The 17,769-nt window shown below is 69.6% G+C and carries 14 protein-coding genes; 8 read left to right on the top strand and 6 right to left on the bottom strand.

What is annotated here, in order from left to right; genetic code table 11:
• Window positions 1-541: 541 nt before the first annotated feature.
• Both PV342_RS18765 and PV342_RS18760 read right to left on the bottom strand, forming a co-directional pair.
• A complete protein-coding gene (locus PV342_RS18765; RefSeq protein WP_500317967.1) occupies window positions 542-2,023 on the bottom strand; it encodes a DHA2 family efflux MFS transporter permease subunit in 1,482 nt (493 codons plus the stop codon).
• 576 nt (window positions 2,024-2,599) lie between these two features.
• A complete protein-coding gene (locus tag PV342_RS18760) occupies window positions 2,600-3,181 on the bottom strand; it encodes a TetR/AcrR family transcriptional regulator (protein WP_400797689.1) in 582 nt (193 codons plus the stop codon).
• A 418-nt stretch (window positions 3,182-3,599) separates the two neighbouring features.
• Here PV342_RS18760 and PV342_RS18755 point away from each other — a divergent pair, with 418 nt between their 5' ends.
• Window positions 3,600-5,831: an ATP-binding SpoIIE family protein phosphatase gene (locus PV342_RS18755; RefSeq protein WP_500317966.1), complete on the top strand. Its 2,232-nt coding sequence runs from the start codon at window positions 3,600-3,602 to the stop codon at window positions 5,829-5,831.
• Window positions 5,832-5,945: 114 nt separating this feature from the next.
• On the opposite strand, the gene PV342_RS18750 is transcribed toward PV342_RS18755, so the two are convergent.
• Both PV342_RS18750 and PV342_RS18745 read right to left on the bottom strand, forming a co-directional pair.
• A complete protein-coding gene (locus tag PV342_RS18750; RefSeq protein WP_386997512.1) occupies window positions 5,946-6,932 on the bottom strand; it encodes a zinc-dependent alcohol dehydrogenase family protein in 987 nt (328 codons plus the stop codon).
• Between the two features lie 135 nt (window positions 6,933-7,067).
• On the bottom strand, window positions 7,068-7,652 hold the full coding sequence (locus PV342_RS18745) for a TetR/AcrR family transcriptional regulator (RefSeq protein ID WP_500317964.1): 585 nt from the start codon (window positions 7,650-7,652) through the stop codon (window positions 7,068-7,070).
• A gap of 610 nt (window positions 7,653-8,262) precedes the next feature.
• Between PV342_RS18745 and PV342_RS18740 the strand changes: the two genes are divergently transcribed.
• From PV342_RS18740 to PV342_RS18710, 7 genes are all read left to right on the top strand, one after another.
• Complete coding sequence (locus PV342_RS18740) at window positions 8,263-8,865, top strand: VOC family protein (protein WP_500317962.1); 603 nt, start codon at window positions 8,263-8,265, stop codon at window positions 8,863-8,865.
• Window positions 8,866-9,155: 290 nt separating this feature from the next.
• Window positions 9,156-10,286 (top strand): NAD(P)/FAD-dependent oxidoreductase, encoded by a 1,131-nt coding sequence (locus PV342_RS18735; protein ID WP_500317960.1) that lies wholly within the window; start codon window positions 9,156-9,158, stop codon window positions 10,284-10,286.
• A gap of 169 nt (window positions 10,287-10,455) precedes the next feature.
• Window positions 10,456-10,920: a nuclear transport factor 2 family protein gene (locus tag PV342_RS18730; RefSeq protein WP_500317958.1), complete on the top strand. Its 465-nt coding sequence runs from the start codon at window positions 10,456-10,458 to the stop codon at window positions 10,918-10,920.
• Window positions 10,917-11,777, top strand: a complete 861-nt coding sequence (locus tag PV342_RS18725; RefSeq protein ID WP_500317956.1) for a fumarylacetoacetate hydrolase family protein — start codon at window positions 10,917-10,919, stop codon at window positions 11,775-11,777. Before PV342_RS18730 ends, PV342_RS18725 begins: the two co-directional genes overlap by 4 nt.
• A 104-nt stretch (window positions 11,778-11,881) precedes the next feature.
• On the top strand, window positions 11,882-12,640 hold the full coding sequence (locus PV342_RS18720; RefSeq protein ID WP_500317955.1) for a CoA transferase subunit A: 759 nt from the start codon (window positions 11,882-11,884) through the stop codon (window positions 12,638-12,640).
• A gap of 51 nt (window positions 12,641-12,691) precedes the next feature.
• The gene (locus tag PV342_RS18715) at window positions 12,692-13,357 is read left to right on the top strand and encodes a 3-oxoacid CoA-transferase subunit B (protein WP_400797667.1); all 666 of its coding nucleotides are present in this window, start codon (window positions 12,692-12,694) and stop codon (window positions 13,355-13,357) included.
• Between the two features lie 1,001 nt (window positions 13,358-14,358).
• Window positions 14,359-15,318 carry an NADP-dependent oxidoreductase gene (locus tag PV342_RS18710; RefSeq protein WP_500317953.1) on the top strand — a complete coding sequence of 320 codons (960 nt, stop codon included), beginning with the start codon at window positions 14,359-14,361 and terminating at the stop codon, window positions 15,316-15,318.
• Window positions 15,319-15,467: 149 nt separating this feature from the next.
• Here the strand turns inward: PV342_RS18710 and PV342_RS18705 are convergent, their stop codons facing one another.
• On the bottom strand, window positions 15,468-16,331 hold the full coding sequence (locus PV342_RS18705) for an MBL fold metallo-hydrolase (protein WP_500317952.1): 864 nt from the start codon (window positions 16,329-16,331) through the stop codon (window positions 15,468-15,470).
• A complete protein-coding gene (locus PV342_RS18700; protein ID WP_500317950.1) occupies window positions 16,328-17,755 on the bottom strand; it encodes an MFS transporter in 1,428 nt (475 codons plus the stop codon). The genes PV342_RS18705 and PV342_RS18700 overlap by 4 nt, the downstream gene beginning before the upstream one ends.
• Window positions 17,756-17,769 lie beyond the last annotated feature (14 nt).

The raw sequence follows: 17,769 nt of genomic DNA, 5'->3' as shown, positions 1-17,769 counted from the left end.
ACACGGCCGCCGCCACCTACGGCCCCATACTCCTCACCGAGGGACCAGCCGTCACGATGGGACGCATGGCGGCTGAGACACAGGCACCGGTGTGCGGGGCCGCAAACGGAGTCCGGCGCCAACGACATGCCGGAACTGCGCATGCGGCTCGTGGTGGACGTTCTCGTCCTCTGCTCGCCACGGCCGCCCGGAGCGGCGCCCTCTGACGTTCACGCAAGCGGGAGAGTGCGGGAGACGTCGCGGGGTCGCCGGGATCAGTACGCGACCGACGTTTGCAGCCGTGCGAGCGAGGATGCCAGGGAACTCCCCCTTAACCCGCCCATGAATGTTCGTGTGCAATCCGCCCCTGGCCGCTGAACCGTTCGGCAGGCGCCGTCAGGCCTGTCCGCCGTGGGCTTACGTCGGCGGCGAGTCCGTAGCGACACGCCGTGAGAGTCCGCGCTGCTGGACGGCGGGTCGGCAGACCGCGCCGGCATTCTCGGCACCGCCGGCCGCAGTACGGCAGGACCGGGGGCGCGGCACGCCCCCGGTCCTGTTCTCGTCACTCCGCGTGCTGGAGCTCGGTCTCCGCGCTCTTGGCCGCGACCTTCGACTGGCGCTTCGGATTGCCGGCGTTGACGGCGAAGAACGCGACCAGTGCCGCGGCAGCGAGGAATCCGGTGCCCCACCAGTAGGCCGTGGAGTAGCCGTGCACCAGCGACAGGTTGGTGAGGGATGCGGAGCCGTGGTGGGAGGCGACGTACCCGGTGGTGGCGCTCGCGGCAATGGTGTTCAGCAGCGCGGTGCCGATGGAACCGCCCATCTGCTGCGCGGTGCTGGTCATCGCGGAGGCGACTCCGACGTCGCGAGGCTCAACACCGTGGGCTCCCAGGCTGAACGCGGGCATGAACGCCGTGCCGATTCCGACACCCACCACGATCTCGGCAACCGCGATGAAGCCGAACGAGGAATCGACGTCAAGCAGGGCGAGCAGCAGCACACCGGCGCCGGACACCGCGTAACCGACACCCATCAGCAGCCCGGGCCGAACCCGGTGCGAGAGGCGGGCGCCGATCTGCGTGGAGCCGATGGCCTGCGCCGCGGCCATCGGGATAAAGGCCGCACCGCTCTGCACCGGCGAGTATCCCTTCACCAGCTGGAAGTAGTAGCTGAGGAAGAGGAACATCCCGAACATGGACATGACGGACAAGGCCAGGGAAAGATAGGAGCCCGCGCGGTTGCGTTCCGTGAGGACGCGCAGCGGCAGCAGCGGTGACTTCACCTTGGCCTCCAGCACGACGAAGGCCGCCAGCAGGAGGACGGACAGGACGAACATGCTGATGGTCACACCGGCGCCCCAGCCGTCGCTCTCCGCTTTGGCGAAGCCGAACACCAGGGCGACGGCACCGCCGCTGGCGAGGACGGCCCCCGGGACGTCCAGCCGTCCGCGGCCCGCGTGCGCGCCGGCGTCACGGACGACGGCCAGGACGCCGATGATGCCGATGGCAGCAATGGGGAGGTTGATGTAGAACCCCCAGCGCCAGTCGGTGTACTCGGTGAACACTCCGCCGAGCAGCAGGCCGAGGGCGCCGCCCGCGGTGGCGATGGCGCCGTAGATGCCGAAGGCCTTGGCGCGCTCCTTGGCATCGGTGAACGCCAGCGAGATCAGCGCCAGGGCGGCGGGGGCGAGGAGCGCGCCGAAAACGCCCTGGAGGGCGCGGGCAGTCAGGAGCGTGGGCAGGTTCTGCGCCGCGCCGCCTACGCCCGAGGCCAGGGCGAAGCCGACCAGTCCGATCACGAACACCCTCTTGCGGCCCCAGAGGTCGCCCAGGCGCCCGCCCAGAATGAGCAGGCCTCCGAAGGCCAGGCCGTAGGCGGTGATGACCCATTGCCTGCCGCCGTCGGTGAAGTGGAGGTCATGCTGAGCAGACGGCAGAGCGATGTTCATGATCGCCCCGTCGAGGAAGACCATCAGCTGGGCTACGGCGATGAACAGCAGGGCCAACCAGCGCCGGGGGTCGGGATGGTGGACGTCTTGGGACATGACTTGCATTCCTTGAAGGTGTCGGTTGTCGGCCGGGCTTTTTCAGCCGGTCCGCGTGAGTGGCGGTCTGCGCCGTGCCGGTGGTGCGGGCGCGCTCGATGGCGTCGATCAGGCGCTGGACATGGCATGACGGCGGGCGCCACGCGGGTTCCGGCGGCCCGGGTCCGGGGCGAGCCGGGAGGACAAGCGGGCGTCGTTGCCGCACAAGGGGTGACGGAGTTCGCCGGGCGCGTCGCGACCCACGCACGACTCGGATAGCCGGAGGAAGCGGACAACGGGGTCCGCGCCCCACCCTCCGGCCAGGAGGCAATTGGCGGCTTGCGTCAAAGGCTCTTCACGGTCCTTGCACGCGGCTGCGGCGGCCCGCGCCGAACCTTGTCGCGACGTGCTGACGCGATCGAGGCCCGGCGACGCCGCGATGGCGGGACGCGCGAGACGGGGCTCCGTCCTGATCCCTCCACCGAACCGGTTCATCCCGCCTCCATTCTAACACGAACGATCGTTAAATTAAGCAGACATGCGAATACCCGGCTGCCGTTGCGGCGACAGGACCGGTCGGAACCCGGCGTTGCGGAGTCAGCGAAGGCAGTTCAGGGCAACCTCCGCGGCCTGCGTCAGCGCGGCCCGGTCCGGATTTATGGCCCCCATGACCCGCAAGCCCTGGAAGGTCATGGCGAGGAAACCTGCGAGGTCTGCGGCGCTCTGACCGGCCGGGATCTCGCCCCGCCCTTGCGCCTCGGCAATGACCTCGAAGAGCGTGAGTTCCAGCAGCTGCGTCGTTGCTCGAAGCCGCTCGGCCACCTGCGCATCGCTGTGCGCACGCTCCATCGCCGCCCCCACAATCAAGCATGACGCCTGGCCGGGACCGCAGGTCACTTCGTCGATCACTGCCGCGAAAGCCGCACGGATCGTCTCCCTCGCGTCACCGCCGGCGCGCAGCATCTCGATGAACGGCAGCGCGTAGCGCCGCCGGTACAAGTCCAGTGCAGCAAGGTAGAGACCTTCCTTGCTGCCGAAGGCCGCGTAGATCGAACCGCTGCCGATCTCCATGGCGTTCGCCAGGTCACGCACGGAAGTGCCACCGTATCCGGTCCGCCGGAACGCCTGCATCGCCGCGGTGACGGCGGCTTCGGTGTCGAACTCGCGAGTACGTGCCACATACCCGACCGTACCTATTGATGGAACGATCGGCAAATAAAGATGGAGGTCTTGCGGCTGGTCGTCGCTGACTGCTCCTGGACGGGTTTCCGGGCACGGGTGGGGCGGACATCTGGTCCTGAAGGCATGTCGTGCGACGTCATCCGGCGGTCGCCACCCAGCGTGAGGCCTGGCGGCTCCTGGGCAGCAGGTCCTCACGGCATGCGCGAAGGCCGGGGTGACCTCTCGGGCCGCAGATCCCATAGCGCCGTGCGGGCAAGGCCAGCGGCCAGCGCAGGCCGGGAAAGCGCCGATGACCGCTCCGGCTTCAGGGCCGGCAAGTGAGGCACCGCAGACGCGGGTGGTCCTGGCGTCCACCACCCCACCCGGCCCCTGTCTCGCCTCGCCTCGCCTCGCGCTCCATCATGGAAGTCGTACGGTGCTCGATCAACCGACCACGAGGTTGGCGGACCATGCCGTGATTGCAGACATACGCCAGGACCAGCTGTTCGCGGGCGCTCTCGAACGCTCCGTGCGGGAGTTCGGTGCCTTTGTGGCCATCGTTTACGTGGCCCAAAGGGGCGAGCGGGACCTGATCGCTGCGGCCGTGGGCGGGGCGCCTCCCGCGGTATTCACCATGCCGGACCGCATCCACCACGAGAGCACCCACGCCTCGGCCACTGCCTGGCGTACCGGGCGCCCCGTGACGTCGAGCCTGCCCGTCGCGACTCCGGAAGCGGATCCCTCCTCGCAGCTCATCTCCTATCCGTACTCCGTCGTCTCGGTTCCTCTCACGTCCGGGGACGGGGTCTTCGGCGCGTTGACCGCACTATGGGTCCCGCCCCGGCCTGCCGCGACGCCACGCCTACTGGACGGACTTGCCGAAGTGGGTGCGCGACTGGAGGCCGACCTGCGCAGCCTGCCGCCCCGAGAAGAGGCGGCCGCCATCAGACCCTCACCCATGATCGTCCCGGTGCTCGGGAGGACGAGCCCGGCGGCGGGTCCGCACCGATGGGGCTTGCCCGAGCTTGCCGGTTCTTCAGCGCTCTCGCAGATGTACCACTTCCACAAATTGTCCGCTCGACTCAATCGCGCTTCCGGCACCGAGGGCGTCGTGTGCGCGGCCAGTGAGTTGATCATGAGGCCCTTCGGTGCGCATGCCCTCGTCCTGGTGGTCGGCCAGGCGGGCCGGTTGCGGGTCGTCGGCCACGACGGCAACGCCCGACTGGCACGGAGCATCCACGGCTGCCCGCTCGACCGCAGAGCCCCCACCGCAGATGTACTGCGCGCCAACAAACCACTCTTCCTCCCGGACCGCGACGCGGTCCTGCGTCTCTACCCCGATACCGAGGTCACCGGCCAGGAGGCCCTGGCGGTCGTGCCCGTCGCCGGCAGCGGCCAAGTCCTCGGCTGCCTCGTACTCGGCTTCGACACGTCCAGGGACTTCCCAGCCGATGAACAGACGCTCCTGCTGATGATGTCCGCCCACCTTGCCGTCGCCATGGAGCGAGAGTCTCTCACCGAAGCCGAGCACACGCTGATTGACGCCTTGCAGCGCAAGCTGCTGCCCCGCACGCTCCCCGAATGGTCGGAGCTCGTCGCGACCGCCCGCTACCAATCGCCCCCAACCGCATCCGAAATGGGCGGTGACTGGTACGACGTCATCGCGCTTCCGGGCCGGCAAGTCGGCCTCGTCGTAGGAGACGTGGAGGGCCACAGTGCCGACAGTGCCGTCATCATGGGGCAGCTCCGGAGCAGTCTGCACGCGTACGCCGCCGAGGGGCACGACCCGGCCGACGTCCTGGCCAGGTCCAGCACGCTGCTGGCCGAACTGGACACCGAACTTTACGCCACCTGCTGCTTCGTTCGCGTGGACCTGGAGTTCGGCGTTGCCGAAGTCGCCCTGGCCGGACACCCGGCGCCCCTGCTGCGCGGACCGAACGGGACGATCGTCACTGTGGACGCGCCTGCCAATGTCCCGCTGGCGGTCATGCCCGGGGAGCACGCTTATGCCACCGCAGAGACCGCTATCGCTCCGGATACGCTGCTGATGCTGTACACCGACGGGCTGGCCCGCGAGCGGCGCGGCGATCCCTCCGTCGATGCCCGTCGACTACTGGAGTCGGTCGAGGGCGTGGAGCGCAGGTCCCTGGACGGGCTCGCGGACATGATCATGCAAGGAGTGGTCGATACGGAATGCTCCGCGCGCCCCTTCGACGACATCGTCTTGCTGTTGGCCCTGTTCGAGGGCAATCCTTCCACCCCTTTGCCGAGAGTCGACCGCATGTCGATCACCCGGCACGACATCCAGGGCGTCAAAGCTGCGCGGCGCTTCGTCCGGGGCTTCCTGCGTCGCCGCGGGCTCTCCTGCCTCGTCGACGACCTGGAGGTCATCTCCTCGGAAGCCGTCACCAACGCGCTCATCCACGCCGACAGCGAGGTGGAGGTGCGGTTGCGCGAGTATCCCGACAGAGTTCATCTCGAAGTGCGGGACACCGACGCCAAACCCCCCATACCCACCTCCGTCACCAGCTCGCCCGCGACGAACGAGATCGCCGAGCACGGGCGGGGGATGGGCATCGTGGACTGGCTCGCCACCACGTGGGGCAGCTCGCCGAACGGGCGCGGCAAAACGGTCTGGGCGGATGTCGCCAAGCAGCAGCGAGAATGACCCCGAGGCCGAACGCCCGCTGCCAAGCGGGCGTTCGTTCAGCCCTCGCCCGCAACCACCGCTGACCCATGCGCTCCGGTCCGGCCGCCGTGACGGCCGGACCGGAGCGGTGCGTCACTCGGCGACGTCCACGACGACCTTGCCGTCGGCCTCCCCGCGCTCGACCAGCTCGTGCGCCGCGGCGACCGTGGCCAGCGTGAAGTGGCGTGTGTCAACGCGGGGCTCCAACGCGCCCGCCTCGGCGAGGACGGCGGCCTGCCGCATGATCTCGCCGTGGTGCTCGCGCCCGCGACCGGTGAGCATCGGCAGCAGGGTGAAGACCCCGGAATAGGTGGCCCCGCGGAAGGACAGCGGTGCGATGCTGTGGGTGCCCCAGCCGAGGGCGCTCACCACGTGCCCGGTGTAGGTGCGCACCGCGGTGAAGGAGGCGTCGAGCGTCTCCCCGCCGACGGTGTCGTAGACGACGTCGAAGCCCTCGCCGCCGGTGTGCTCGGCGACGTAGGCGTCGACCGGGGTGGTGGTGCGGTCGATGGGGGTCGCCCCGAGGCCGGCGATGGTCTCCAGGCTCCGCGGAGAGCCGGTGGCGAAGACCTCCGCGCCCCGGGCCCGGGCGAGCTGGACGGCCACGTGGCCGATGCCGCCCGCGCCGCCGTGGACGAGCACCTTCTGCCCCTCGTGCACGCCCGCCCGGTCCACCAGGCCCTCCCAGGCGGTGATGAAGACCAGCGGCAGCGCGGCTGCCTGACGCATCGTCAGCGAGGCGGGCTTGCGGGCCAGCAACCGGGCGTCCACGGCCGCGTACTCGGCCAGCGACCCCTGCAGGTCGCCGACCCCGCCGGTCAGGCCGAAGACCTCGTCCCCGGGCGCGAAGCCGGTGACGTCCGCCGCGGTCTCCTCGACCACCCCGGCCAGGTCCAGGCCGAGCACAGCGGGCAGCGCCTTGCGGGCGTGCGCGGCCTTTCCCGCGCGGATCTTGGTGTCCAGGGGGTTCACCCCGCTGGCCGCGATCCGCACCAGCACCTGGCCCGGACCGGGCGTCGGCTTGGGGATCTCGCTCAGGGTCAAGGGGCCGCCGAACTCTTCGAGCACCACGGCACGCATCGTGGCGCCAACCGGCATACGGGAGGATGTCAAGACAGTTCCTTTCGAACGGACAGGTCTGTTCTTTTTGGAGGATCGACCTCCCCGTCAGCGGCGCGAACGCCGACAACGGAGCGGACGAAGTGGCTGTGCGGATCAGGCGGTGGGCGGGCAGGCCCGCTCGACCACGGCGCGTGCCGCGGCCTTGGCGGCGGCCGGCATCGCCGGATCCTGTTCGAGCTTGCCCGCGGCCAGGGTGCCGTCCACGAGCAGGGTCAGCTGCAGCGCGAGCGCGTCGGGGTCCGCGGCGCCGGCCGCCTCGGCCAGCCCGCGCACCCACACCCGTACGGCCCGCTTGTGCGCCACGGTCACCTCGTGCGGCAGGCTGCCCGGCTCGCTCTCCGCGGCGGCGTTGATGAACGGGCAGCCGTGGAAGCCGTGGCGCTCGTACGAGGCCGAGACCGCGTCGAACAGGCCGACCAGCTGCTCGCGGGGATCGTCGCCCGCCGCGAGCGCGGCGGCGCGCAGCCTGCCCCGCCAGGAGTCGTCGACCCTGCGCAGGTACGCGGCGGCCAGCTCGTCCTTGGAGGGGAAGTGCACGTACAGGGTGGACTTGGCCACGCCCGACTCGGCGATGATCCGGTCGACGCCCACACCGCGCAGGCCGTGGGCGGCGAACAGCGCCTCGGCCGTGGTCAGTATGCGCTCGCGCGCCGGGGGGCGCTTCACCGTCGTGGGCATGGTGTTCACCGTGGTCCTCGCCGGGGCCCGGCGGGCCCCTCCCGGCAAAACTAACAGACAGGTCTGTCCGATGCGGGTGAGGCCCCGGTCACACCGGGACTGCCGACCCGTGGCGCGCTCCGCCGCCTCGCGGAGAGCGCAAGGCGGCCTCCGCGACGCGATCGCGCCGCACCGCACCCCCGAAGGGCGTCGGCGGACTGCGCGCCTCGAGCGAAGCAGGCACTTACTTTTCCTTAGCGCCTAATGTTTCTCTTGGCCGCTGAAGCCGACGGCCTCACCATGGGACGCATGACCGAGCACATCCGGCCCTCACCGGCCGGCCGCCCCGTCCGCCGACGCTGACGCAACGGCTGGTCACCGCGGCAGTCCGGATGACGGCGGGGACAGGCCGACGGCGAACACGTCCAGGTCGCGGTGACGGCTCGGGCTGCACAAGCCGTCTCACGTGCCTCACGCAATTCTGCCGTGCGGCACCGCCGGGGTGCCGGTCTTCGCTGACGGGGCCCCACCGTAGCCCTGGCGGCAGTTTCAGCCGGGCGCGGCCGCGCCCCAAGCATGCGGACAACGCCGGTCCGACCCGATGGCCGTCCCAACACAAGGAGGAAAGACGATGGTGTCTCCTGCCAAGCTCGCACATGTGGTCCTGCGGACGCAGCACCTCAAGGAAATGCGGGAGTGGTACGTGACCGTGCTCGACGGCAAGGTCATGCACGAGGACCCGGCTTCGGCCTTCATCACCTATGACGACGAGCACCACCGGATCGCGCTGGCCAATATGGGCGACCTGGAGAACCCCGACCGGGCCGAGCCGGTCCGACCGATCGTGAAGCAGGAGAAGCCCGCCCCCGTCACCGCGGACACCGACATCTTCCAGGCGCTCGCCGGTCCTGCCACGGGGCTGTTCCACATCGCCTTCACCTACGACACGCTCCCGGAACTGCTGGACACCTACGAGCGGCTGGCCGCCGCCGAGATATGGCCGGTTCTGGCGATGAACCACGGCGTGACCACCTCGATGTACTACCGGGACCCCGAGGACAACCTGGTGGAACTGCAGATCGACAACTTCACCACGGCTGAGGAGGCCGAAGACTTCATGCAGGGCGAGGTCTGGCTCCGCCGCCCCGGCGGCGCCCCCATCGACCTCGACGACCTGGTGCAGCGCTTCCGGGCCGGCGAGTCCTTCGAGGACTTGGTCAAGCCGACCTGGTGACCTCCTAAGAGCACCTGCCTCTCGTACTTGTGCGGGATACGAGAGGCAGGTTGCCCGCGGCGACCCTCGCGCGGGCCCTGGCTGGTGCGGCGGACGATCCCGGACGGACAGCCGCCCGCCGCACCAGCCTCCCCTCCCCCGCTGCTGATGTCCCGGCGGGACGTCATGTGCCGACCGTCGCTGCTCATCGAGACGGTCTGAAACGCGACACCACGCATGGGATCCCAGCAGCTCCCGCAGCTGCAGCAAACGAACGTGCGGCCGTGACCACCGATTTGGAGAAACAGCACATGTCCCAGGAATCCGACAGCCGTCCCAGTGTCGTGGTGATCGGAGGCGGCTATGCCGGCATCCGTGCGGCCAGGGAGCTGGACGACATCGCCGACGTCGTCCTCGTCGAGCCGCGCGACTCCTTCCGCCACAACATCGGCTCACTGCGCGCGGCGGTGCAGCCGGACTGGGCGCCCAACATCTTCATGTCCTACGAACGCCTGCTCTCGCGGGGCAGCGTGGTGCACGATCGGGCCGCGCGAGTCGAGCCCGGCCGCGTCGAACTGGTCTCGGGTGAGGTCCTGCGTCCGGACTTCCTGGTGCTGGCGACCGGATCGCGGTACCCCTTCCCGGCCAAGGACGGGGAGGAGAGCAGCGAAAGGTCCAAGGACAACTACGCCAGGACCGCCAAGGAGTTGGAGCGGGCGGACCACGCAGTGATCCTGGGCGCGGGTGCGGTCGGTATCGAGATGGCCGGTGAGATCCTGGCGCAGTGGCCGGACAAGAAGGTCACCCTCCTCGATCCTTCCTCGGACGTGCTCGGCGGCAACTACCCCGAAAAGCTGCGGACGGCACTGCGGAAGATGATCACCGAGGCCGGAGTGGACCTGCGCCTGGGAGAGGGTTTCACGGAACTGCCCGAGGCGCCGGCTGGGGTGGTGGCGCCGTTCACGGCGCAGACCACCACGGGCCAGACGATCGAGGCCGACCTGTGGCTGCGCTGTTTCGGCGGAGCGGTGCCCTCCGACTATCTCGCCGGGAGCCTGGCAGCGGCCCGAAACACCTCGGGAACCGTGCGGGTGGGCGACGACATGCGGGTCGAGGATCACGAGACCGTCTACGCGGTGGGCGACATCGCCGATCTCGGCCTGCCGACCGCGTTCCTCGCCGACCTGCAGGCGGAGGTGGCCGCAAAGAACATCCGGCGGCACATCGTCGGTGAGAAGGAGGGGCAGGACGCCACGTTCGCAGACCCCTTCCCGCACCTCGTCGTGCCCTTCGGCCCGGGCAAGGGCACCGGCTGGCTGGTCCACCAGGAGGATCTGCTCGACGATACCTCGGTCGCGCAACTCAAGGGCGACCACCTGCTCGTGGCCATGTACACGGACAAGCTCGGCCTGACCGAGGGCGCCTGGACCCTCGGCCACTGATCCTGCCGCAACGGCCACCCATCGGGTGAGCCGGCATTCAGGTGGGCGGCGCCCCACGCGCCGGATCGCGGGCGTGTCTGCCACGCCCGGGGCGTCACCCCCCCCACCGGGGCCACTGAGAAGGCTCACTCAACGACGCACACCCCAATCCCGAAGACGAGGCTCAGTGATGGCCGAACCAACCACCGCCACGGAGCGGCAGCCTGGTACCGAACCCGACCTTGCGGCCCTGCGGGCCCGGGTGGCGTGCCTGGACGTGATCGACGCGATCTTCCGATGGGTCGACGCCGGTGAGGCCGCGCGCACCGTGGAACTGTTCACCCCGGACGGTGAACTGGTGATGGGTCCGTCGTCCTTCTCGGGAGCCGGGCTGACCGCGGCCATGCAGGCCCGGCAGGAGGAGAGCGCCAAGCAGGGAGTCCACGTCCCGGCCGCCTCGTCGTTCCGGCTGCTGTCGCCCACTGAGGCGGAGGCGCAGACGTACCTGCATCTGTACCGGCAAGCAGACCAGCGGGCGGGCGCTGCCCCGTTGCCTCGTGCGGTGACGCTGCTCACGGACCGGTTCGTCAAGGGCGAGGACGGCCGCTGGCTTATCGCCCGGCGGGTCGTGGACATCGTCGCGGGAGGTGAATGACCGTGCGCCTCTACCGCACGACCGCGGGGCTGGCACGTGGCGAGGGTGATGAACTCGCCCTGCTGGACCTCCCCCACCTCGATGTCGCCGATCTGCTGTCGGAGGGCATCGAACGAGCCCGACGCGCCCGTGTCCGCAGCCGAATACCGATTCATGACGCGGTGCTCCTGTCACCGGTGGCGCTTCCGGGCACGGTGGTGATCGCCGGAGCCAATTACCGCGATCACGTGACGGAGGCCGGCATGCCGACCCCCACCGCCCCGGTGTTCATCACGGTGACGGGCATGAGCGCGACCGGGCCCCACGACCCCATCTGGCTGCCGGCCGAGGCCCCCTCGCAGGTCGACTACGAGGCAGAACTCGCCGTGGTGATCAGCAGGCCGGGGCGGGACATCCCGGTGGGACGGGCGTGGGACCACGTCGCGGGGCTGATCGCGGTCAACGACGTCTCCGCCCGCGACGTGCAACTGGCGGCGATGACGGAAGGCGTCGTCACCGACATCGACGGAGTGCGGAGGGGAAAGTCCTTCCCGCATTTCAAGCCCATGGGTCCGGCACTGGTCACGGTGGACGAGACCGGCACCGACCTGGACCTGGCGATCCGCACATACGTCAACGACGAGGTGCGCCAGGACTCCCGTACCAGCGAGATGATCTTCTCTGTCCCGGAAGTCATCTCGCATGTCTCGGCCACGACGCCCCTGCTGCCCGGCGACGTGGTGCTGACCGGGACACCCGGCGGCGTCGCCCTGGCGACCGGCCGATATCTGCGCTCCGGGGACGTGGTCACCGTGGAGATCGAGGGGCTGGGCCGGCTCCGCAACCCCGTGCTCATGGCTCCCACGGCCCCCCGCTAGGTCGTGTGCCGCCGATCAGGTGCCCGGCGGCACCTGCTCCAGCCGTGTGCCAACACGGCGGTGATCCCGCGCGCGCACCCATTTCCGAAGTAAAGGAACGTCAGATGGACAAGGTGGTCGGCTCGGCACACGACGCGGTGGCCGACATCCCCCGTGGCGCCAGCCTCGCGGTCGGCGGCTTCGGGCTCTCGGGCATCCCCTCCACCCTCATCTCCGCTCTTGTCGCCGCAGGCACCTCCGGTCTGGCCGTGGTGTCCAACAACTGCGGTGTCGACGACGGCGGCCTGGGGCTCCTGCTGCGGGCAGGCCGCATCGCCCGCATGACCTCGTCCTACGTCGGGGAGAACAAGGAGTTCGCCCGCCAGTACCTGGAAGGCGAGCTCGAGGTGGAGCTGGTGCCCCAGGGAACCCTCGCCGAGCGGCTGCGCGCCGGCGGCACGGGCATCCCGGCCTTCTACACCCCGGCCGGTGCAGGAACCCTCGTGGAAGAGGGCGGCCTGCCCTGGCGTTACGCGCCGGACGGCAGCACGGCGGTCGCCTCCCCGCCCAAGGAAGTGCGGGCATTCGGCGGCCGCCGGTACCTGCTGGAAGAGGCCATCACCACCGACTTCGCGCTCGTCCGGGCGGCGGTCGCGGACCGGCACGGCAACCTCGTCTTCCACGCCGCCGCCCGCAACTTCAATCCGCTGTGCGCCATGGCCGGCCGGACGACCGTGGTGGAGGCCGACCGGATCGTCGAGCCCGGTGAGATTCCGCCCGACGCCATCCACCTGCCGGGCATCTATGTCGACCGCGTGGTGGCCGCCGACGTCGCGGACAAGCGCATCGAGCGCCGCACGGTGCGCGTGCCGAACGACGTCTGACTCACCCCCTCGACACGCCACACCCACCGCAAACACGACGCAGGAGGAACAGTGACGACCACCGGGACCCACAGCGGCGATCTGCGCGACGCGCTGGCCGCACGCGCGGCCAGGGAACTGACCGATGGCCAGTACGTGAACCTCGGCATCGGCCTGCCCACTCTGATCCCCAATCACCTTCCCCCCGGAGTGCACGTGGTGCTGCACGCCGAGAACGGGATCCTCGGCGTCGGCCCCTACCCGCACGAGGACGAGGTGGACCCGGACCTGATCAATGCCGGGAAGGAAACCGTCACCGTCCTGCCCGGCGCCGCCTACTTCGACTCGGCGGCGTCCTTCGGCATGGTCCGCTCCGGCCGCATCGACACGACGATCCTCGGCGCCATGCAGGTGTCCGCCGGCGGAGACCTGGCCAACTGGACGATTCCCGGGAAAATGGTCAAGGGCATGGGCGGCGCCATGGATCTCGTCCACGGCGCCCGCAGGGTTGTCGTCGTCATGGAACACACTGCCCGCGACGGGTCCCCGAAAATCGTCCGGGAATGCACCCTGCCGCTCACCGGCCGCGGTGTCGTCGACCGGATCATCACCGAGATGGCGGTGTTCGACGTGACTGCCGACGGCCTGCATCTGGTGGAACTAGGTCGCGGCGCCACTGTCGACACGGTGCGCGCGGCAACCGAGCCGCCGTTCTCCGTTGCCGACCCGCTGCGGTAACCGACATCAAAGTGCCCGTCAGCTGTCGCAAGTCCACGGCCAGGTAAGTGGCGCAGCTCTCCGCCGCCGCCATTGCGGCCGGCGAAGTCGGGATGCGCGGCGTCGATACCGGTGCCCAGAACGGCCATGTCCACACCTTGCCCGAGCGACGAATTCCGGAGAGGACGCTCAAGAATAGGGTGGGCTCCGCGCCGCAAGAGTCCGGGTTGAACGATCACGGACGCCAGGGTGCACAGGCGATTGACGCACGCCGGTCCGTTCACCGGCGGGTCGCCCGTGACGCAAACACCCGTCGAGAGGTGACTGGTCAGAGCCCCGCCGGGCTCCGGTGGCTCTGCCAGTAAACCCCAAGTGGAACGAAAGGTCAAAAAACTGCGCCACCTCCCCTCTCCGCACATCCGCTCCTTTTCGCCCACGGTTCAATCTGTATCGTTCGCTCAAAGAGGAGATACACTCCGTTCCATGGGATGCGCAGAGGATTCGACATGGAGGAGTCATACGTGTGGCGATGAACGCCTTCCGGAAGACCTGCGCATCGCAGACGGGACGTATGCCCGGGAGCAAAACCCTCTGCCGCTCATCGAGGCCCTGCGTGGCGGCTCCTCTGGACGGGAGTTGCCCGTGCATGTCTGATTGACACGGTGGAGGAGATCGTTCGTGTCGCCATGGGCAGATCTGTCTGATCGTCGGCGTCGCTATCGATCAGACCTGGCCTGGCCTGGACGGAGCGCCGTCCCGCGGGTACTCGGCCGGCATCCCCGACCTCGTCGCCCCGCCAAGAACATCGCCGCGCTCTCCACCCACCTACGCGGCCTCCGCGCAGGCCCCGCACAGCCCCGGGCCTTCACCTACGCCGACACAGGCCACCAGTTGACGGACCTCATCGAAAGTGCTTCAGCCGAACGGGCTGTACACGTCTTCGGCTGACCCGGCCGGATGCCCCGGCTGGGCACGACCCCTCCCTGCCACGCATACGCAACTTCGGCCCATGAAGAGGAACCATGAAAACAGTGGGAGTATCCCAATTCGGAGGGCCGGAAGCCCTGCGCGTCTTTGAGGTGCCCGAGCCTCATGCCGGTCCCGGACAGGTACGCATCCGGGTCCACGCCGCCACGGTGAACCCTGGCGACCGCTACCTGCGCAATGGCGCGCTGGGACCCACGTCCCCCGCACCCCCTTATATCCCCGGCATGGAAGCAGCCGGGGTACTGGACGAGATCGGCAGCGATGTGGAAACCGATCTGCGTCTCGGGGACCGGGTGATGGCCATGGCCGACCCGAGGGGTCCCCTGGGCGGCGCCTACGCGCAATACGTCGTCCTGCCCGCGGCGCAGGTCGCCCGGGCGCCGCAGGGGACGACCCATGCCGAGGCGGCTACCCTGCCCATGAACGGGCTGACCGCGCGGCTCGCTGTCGACCTGACCGGGCTTTCACGGGGGCAGACGCTCGCGGTCACCGGCGCAGCGGGAGCCGTCGGCGGCTACGTGACCCAGATGGCCAAGGCGGACGGACTCACCGTCGTCGCGGACGCCTCGCAGGCCGATGAGGAACTCGTGCGCTCGTTCGGTGCCGACATCGTCGTACCGCGGGGGGCCGATGTTGCCCAGCACATCCTGCGAGCAGTCCCGGCGGGAGTGGCAGGGCTGGTCGACGCGGCGGTCATCGGCTCGGCTGTGGTGGCCCCGGCCGTCCATGACGGCGGCGTCATCGTCACCGTCCTCGGCGAAGGATCCCGCGCCATCAGCCCCGAGGAGATGCGGCGGCGGTCTCTGCGTATGCACATGGCCTTCGTCCCGGACTACCTGGGCGACCGCAGCCGGCTCGATGACCTGCGTGAACTGACCGAAGCTGGAAGGCTGACCCTACGCGTGGCCAGCACCTTCCCTCCCGAACGGGCCGCCGAGGCCCATCGTCAGATGGAGGCCGGCGGCGTCCGTGGACGCCTCGTCCTGGAGTTCTGAACCGCCTGAGGCGGCCGGCCGCGTCACCGGTCTTAGGCCTCTCGCACCGCGAGACGACCGCCTCAGGGGAACGGACCGCTCGGCGCGACGCGTGGAACGCGGCGCGCCGAGTCTCCGGGCCGCGGGGGCCAGTGTCCGCACGGTGCCGATCACGTGCAACTTCCCGACCGCCAGGTGCGGGTGGGGAACACGGTCCCGGTGAAGTGAGGGCCGATGGTGGCGGTGCCGGGCCGGGAGAGCTCGCCGACGAGCGCGTGCCGCGAGGCGACTGCGGCCTGCGGGTCGAGGTCGCCGGTCCAGCACATGTCCGGGTGCAGGATCTCGGCGGCCGTGTGCATGGCGTCGCCTACGACGATCGCGCGCTGAGTACCGTACCCGGACAGGACGAAACTCACGTGTCCCGGGGTGTGCCCGGGTGTGAGAAGGGCCTCGATTCCCTGGTAGGGCTGGTCGCCGGTGCGAAGGTCGTGGCGGCGTGAGCCGATGACGCTGTACTGCCGCGGGGTCGGTGCGGTCAGGCGTGCCATGTTGGCGGGCTGACCCCAGAAGTCGAATTCGCCGACGCCGACGAAGTACTCGGCATTGGGGAACGTGGCTCTGGTGGTGTCGTCGTCAGGGGTGATCCAGCCGACGTGGTCGGCGTGGAGGTGGGACAGGAGGACCGCATCGATGTCGTCCGGCCGAAGGCCCACTGCCGCGAGACTGTCGAGCAGTTGCCCGCCGGCCATCACGCCCGCGGCCAGGGCGGGGTCCGGGGACGGTATGGGGATGATACGCGGCCCGATTCCGGTGTCGATGAGTATGCGTGCGGCAGGTGTCTCGACGAGGAGGGCGCCGACACTGAGCAGCAGCATGCCGTCCTCGTCGAGCAACTTCAGCTCGGGATCCCGCGCGAGGTGCGCATGTTCCGGGTATGCCTGCAGAGGATGGGCGCGGATGACGCCGTCGGGAAGGTAGCGGACGTTCAGGTCCCCCAGGCGCATGGCTTCGCCGGGTGCGGGTGTCGCGGTCATGTTCTTTCTCCTGGAGAGGCTTGTACGGGGCGCCGGCGACCGGTCACGCCGCTCACCACGGCGACGAGCAGCCAGATGACCACTCCGGCGAGAGCCGCCACGGCATAGCCGCTGTCATCGGGGTAGGGCGATCCACGCGGTGTGCGGGATTCCAGGACGCCGGCGGTCAGGACGCTGCCGAAGCCGTAACCGACGTAGCGGAAGACCTGGTTGAAGCCGAGTGCGCTGCCGCGTTGATCGCTGCCGGTGTTCTCCACGATGAGTCCCGGTGCGGTGGAGAAGACGATGCCGATCCCGATGCCCGCCAGGAGCATCGCGGCCACCAGGCCCGGCAGGCTGTGCCGCCAGAGGGCGAACAACGCCATCGCGGACATCATCACGACGCCGGCCAGCGGCAGCGTCCAGCGTGCCGGGAGCCACCTGCCCAGTCGGCGGGTGATCCATCCGGCGGCGAGACTTCCCAGCGCCTGCGGGAGCATGAGGAGACCGGCGACCACTGCGGACTTGTCGAGCCCTCCGGTCGTCGACGGTGCCTGAATCATGCGGGTGCTCACGGACAGCAGCAGGTACATGCCGATCCCGGCCAGCAGCACGGTGACGTGGGCGCTGAGCACCGGACGTACCCGCAGCTGCCGGAGGTCGACCAGCGGGTGCTCCGTACGCGTCTCAAACCAGGTCCAGGCCGCGCCCACGAGCAGCGCCGTACAGCCGGCCGTGAGGGTGGCCGGTGACGTCCAGCCCCATTTCCCGCCTTCGGAGGTGGCCAGGATCAAAGCCGTGACCGGTAGGGCGAACAGGACGGCGCCAGGCACGTCGATCGCTGACGCCGGGCGGTCACGGGGGGCGGGGACGACGGCCGGCGCGGCGAGCAGGGCTGCCACGGTGACCGCGACACCGAACCAGTAGGCGCCGGAAATGCCCGCGCCCTGGGCGAGAACTCCGGTGAGGGGGTAGCCCAGCCCGACTCCCGCCGCGTTGACGATCGAGAGGATCGCGACAACGCGCTTTCGACGATCGGGATCGCCGGAGAAGGTGTCGCTGGCGACAGCGATGGTCATCGGTGCCAGGCCCTGCCCGGCACCCTGCAAAGCGCGGCCGATCAGGAGCACAGGGAAGTTCGAGGTGCCCAGGGCGGCGACGACCGAGCCGATCGCCACGAGCGTGAGTGCCACCAGAACCGCGATGCGCCGGTGACGGGTGTCACCAAGCCTGCCCATCACGGGGGTGATCGCCACCGCGACGAGGACGGTGATGGTGAGGGTCCACTGAGCCGTCGCCAGGGACACCTGCGTGGACTGGGCGATGGCCGGCATGAGCGGGGCGCCCAGGCTGCTGACCAGGGCGCCCACGAGGGTGATCAGAAGAAGACCGGCGACCCGCCACCGGTCCCCCCGCGCAGGGGAGACCGGGACGGTGTCTCTCACAGGAGGGATGGGAT

Source organism: Streptomyces sp. PA03-3a (assembly GCF_033792735.1).
Classification (GTDB): domain Bacteria; phylum Actinomycetota; class Actinomycetes; order Streptomycetales; family Streptomycetaceae; genus Actinacidiphila.
Note: the sequence above shows the minus strand (reverse complement) of the source record. Positions and strands in the feature narration are given on the sequence as shown.

Excerpts from the sequence above, each read along its gene's own strand:
- PV342_RS18705 (WP_500317952.1), bottom strand. The coding sequence starts at position 16,331 with ATGACCGCGACACCCGCACCCGGCGAAGCCATGCGCCTGGGGGACCTG.
- PV342_RS18730 (WP_500317958.1), top strand. The coding sequence starts at position 10,456 with ATGGCCGAACCAACCACCGCCACGGAGCGGCAGCCTGGTACCGAACCC.
- PV342_RS18750 (WP_386997512.1), bottom strand. The coding sequence starts at position 6,932 with ATGCGTGCCGTGGTGCTCGAAGAGTTCGGCGGCCCCTTGACCCTGAGC.
- PV342_RS18720 (WP_500317955.1), top strand. The coding sequence starts at position 11,882 with ATGGACAAGGTGGTCGGCTCGGCACACGACGCGGTGGCCGACATCCCC.
- PV342_RS18725 (WP_500317956.1), top strand. The coding sequence starts at position 10,917 with ATGACCGTGCGCCTCTACCGCACGACCGCGGGGCTGGCACGTGGCGAG.
- PV342_RS18745 (WP_500317964.1), bottom strand. The coding sequence starts at position 7,652 with ATGCCCACGACGGTGAAGCGCCCCCCGGCGCGCGAGCGCATACTGACC.
- PV342_RS18740 (WP_500317962.1), top strand. The coding sequence starts at position 8,263 with ATGGTGTCTCCTGCCAAGCTCGCACATGTGGTCCTGCGGACGCAGCAC.
- PV342_RS18710 (WP_500317953.1), top strand. The coding sequence starts at position 14,359 with ATGAAAACAGTGGGAGTATCCCAATTCGGAGGGCCGGAAGCCCTGCGC.
- PV342_RS18765 (WP_500317967.1), bottom strand. The coding sequence starts at position 2,023 with ATGTCCCAAGACGTCCACCATCCCGACCCCCGGCGCTGGTTGGCCCTG.
- PV342_RS18735 (WP_500317960.1), top strand. The coding sequence starts at position 9,156 with ATGTCCCAGGAATCCGACAGCCGTCCCAGTGTCGTGGTGATCGGAGGC.